At 30.9% G+C, this 2,897-nt stretch carries 3 protein-coding genes; 1 reads left to right on the top strand and 2 read right to left on the bottom strand.

What is annotated here, in order from left to right; genetic code table 11:
- Positions 1 to 97: 97 nt before the first annotated feature.
- Positions 98 to 961 carry an ATP phosphoribosyltransferase gene (hisG, locus tag ACKI67_RS01095; protein ID WP_407461545.1) on the bottom strand — a complete coding sequence of 288 codons (864 nt, stop codon included), beginning with the start codon at positions 959 to 961 and terminating at the stop codon, positions 98 to 100.
- Positions 962 to 1,453: 492 nt separating this feature from the next.
- On the opposite strand from hisG, the gene ACKI67_RS01090 reads away from it, so the two are divergent.
- Complete coding sequence (locus ACKI67_RS01090) at positions 1,454 to 1,657, top strand: histone family protein (RefSeq protein WP_292787827.1); 204 nt, start codon at positions 1,454 to 1,456, stop codon at positions 1,655 to 1,657.
- A gap of 106 nt (positions 1,658 to 1,763) precedes the next feature.
- Here the strand turns inward: ACKI67_RS01090 and ACKI67_RS01085 are convergent, their stop codons facing one another.
- Positions 1,764 to 2,663 carry a hypothetical protein gene (locus ACKI67_RS01085; protein WP_407461543.1) on the bottom strand — a complete coding sequence of 300 codons (900 nt, stop codon included), beginning with the start codon at positions 2,661 to 2,663 and terminating at the stop codon, positions 1,764 to 1,766.
- Positions 2,664 to 2,897 lie beyond the last annotated feature (234 nt).

The following is a 2,897-nucleotide window of genomic DNA, read 5'->3' as shown; positions in this document are numbered from 1 at the left end:
TCATCCAAGAATCCTGCTTTGAGGCTTAAATCATCGTTTAGACTGTCTGCCTTATTTTTGAATCTCAAAAATTTCATTTAATCACTATTAAAATTTTCTATTGAATGATCCTTTCTATTGGAACAACTAGAATGTCACGTGCACCTGCATTTCTTAACTTGTTTACAAGCTCGAATACCTCATCTTCAGGCACTACTGCTTGAACAGCCATTGTTTCCTCATGTGAAAGCACTTCAGATACGGTAGGTCCGCTCATTGCAGGCATGACCTTTTGCACTTCACAAAGGTCCTTCTTAGCCACGTTCATCATGATGAGCTTTTTCCTTCCAGCTTCAAGCACACCTTGGATGGAAGTGCTAACGGCCTCTACAAGGTTCTTCTTCTCAGCATATGAATCCTTGTTTGAAATAAGCTTGATTGAGCTTTCAAGTATGGTGTCAACTATCTTCAAGTGGTTCATGTTCAATGTTGTACCAGTGCTTGTAAGGTCTGTTATTGCATCAGCTATTCCAATGAATGGAGCTATTTCAGTAGATCCGGTCAATTTTACGATTTTGATGTCAAGATTGTTTTCATCCAAGTATCTTCTTGTGAGGTTTGGGAATTCTGTAGCTATTGTCATTCCATCCTTCAAATCCTCTTTGCTTACTATTTCACTGTCATCAGGGGATGCAAGGACCAATCTGGTTTGGCCGAAGCGAAGGTCAAGAAGAATTTCAACCTCTGCACTGTTTTCTTCAATCAGGTCGTAACCTGTGATTCCCATATCACAGATTCCTTCTTCAACAAATTCAGGTATGTCTGCTGCACGTGCAAACATCACATCTATATCTTCATTATATGTTTGTGAGAATAATTTTCTGTTTGAACTGTCCTTAAGGCCGAGTCCTGCCTTTTCCAAGATCTTCACTGCAGGATCACTTATTCTGCCCTTAGACGGCACTGCGATTTTAAGCTTCATGTTTATCTCCATTGTTTTTTCTACATTTATTTTTATTTTATTTCTATTTAATATTAATTAATCTTTGCGGTTTTTCACATTAAATGAAATGATATTTTTTTGAAAAATTATTCAATTCATATTAATTTTTCAATTTAAAATTTTCATTTTGTTTAAGTTATTATTTTAAGGATTAATTTCGATATTGTATATAAATTCTTTAATCATAGGTGATATTATATATACTTTATGATTTTTCATTATAAATCATTATAAATTAATGGTTTTAAATTTCATATAGTATAGCACTATATTTTTAAAAAATAAGGCATTAGAGGCGATTTTTGTAGAAACATTTATATACTAGGAAGTTAAACTAATAAGTAGTACTTATGAAAAAAAGCTTGTATAGCTAGTATTTCATGAAAATATTAGTTTATACAAACTTTCACTAATTATTGCATTAGTAATAAGTATGTATTTTTTAAAATAAAATTATGGAGAATGATATTTATGGCAATTCCTGTAGCTCCTATCGGAAGAATTATTAAAGATGCTGGTGCTGAAAGAGTAAGCGAAGACGCTAAAAAAGAATTAAACGCTTACGTAGAAGCACAAGCTGCAAAAGTTGCTAAAAAAGCTATCAAATTCGCTGAATTAGCAAAACGTAAAACCGTTAAAGCTGAAGACATCGAATTAGCTATTAGCGAATTATAACCAAGCTTTTTCTGGGCCTTCGGCCCGAAAAACCTTGACCAAAACTCTTATCACTTTTATTGAGTGATAAGTGTTTTTTACTTTTTACTTTTTTTACATTTTTTTATCAATCTATTGAATTTTCTTGTTTTATTTTGTTTATTTCTTTTTGGTTTAGTTTTGTTATTGTTTTTATTTCTGTATCGTCATATCCTAAGTTTATGAGTTTTATTGCTATTTCGTGATTACTAATTATTTTTCCTTCTTCTATTCCTCTTTCTATTCCTTTTTCTATTCCTTCTTCATAGACTATTCTATTATTTCTTCCTAGTATTCCTTTAAAATCTAATGCACTATTTTCTATCATCTTCATCACTTCATTATATTCCTTATCGTCCGTTATGAATTTTTTTGCCAAATATGACAATAGGACTGCTGTATGCAATCTATCCCTTTCATTCATCTTTGCCGCTTGTGTCAATTCAATTGATTTGATCAGCAATTCCTTTGGAGACCTTTTTGATTTCATGAAGGTCAGTATTCTTAAATCCCCTATTTCAGATTTGCTGAGTTCTTCGCTGTTCTTATTTTTCAAACTAATCGTATTTATAGTTTTATCTCCATCAAAGCTCTTAAACGATTTATAAGGTATAGTAAACTCGTCATTGTTGTGCCAATTTAAAATAAGCCGGTCATTATCCTTATAATGGGTGCTAAGGACTAATGTGTGGACTTTTCTTCTATATCTGGTACTCATATAACAGGCATAATCAAAAAACTTTTCCTTATCTTCCTTTCCTATTGCAGTTGAATGTGCCTCTAAAGATATGATCTCATCATTATCCAATTTTCCAATAAAATCAGCCCTCCTCTCCATTCCATCATATGTCACGATCTTGGTTGGACAGGGACTGACTATTTTATATGGAAATCCGAACTTTAGAAGTATGGAGTTTATTCCAGGATAAAGGAGGCTGAAATATTTATCTTCAATCTTTTCCAAATCTGTTTTTTCATTATTTTTCATTATTTTCCCTAAATAATCTATAAATAATCTTAGTTTAATGTTTATATTATTTAAATGGATTAGTTTTTTTAAATAAGGTATAATAATCTTTTTTTAATATTATAATGAATTTAAAACAATTTTTAGCCTTGAATATAATCTTGAAATATAGGGAAAAGTTTAAATATAACAATTGTTATATTATTATATACAGAAATATAACAATCGTTATATCAAAGTTTTTATGATTCAATC

Source organism: Methanobrevibacter sp. (genome assembly GCF_045577275.1).
GTDB lineage: Archaea > Methanobacteriota > Methanobacteria > Methanobacteriales > Methanobacteriaceae > Methanobrevibacter.
The sequence above is the reverse complement of the archived record's forward strand: the minus strand, read 5'-3'. Positions and strand labels throughout refer to the sequence as shown.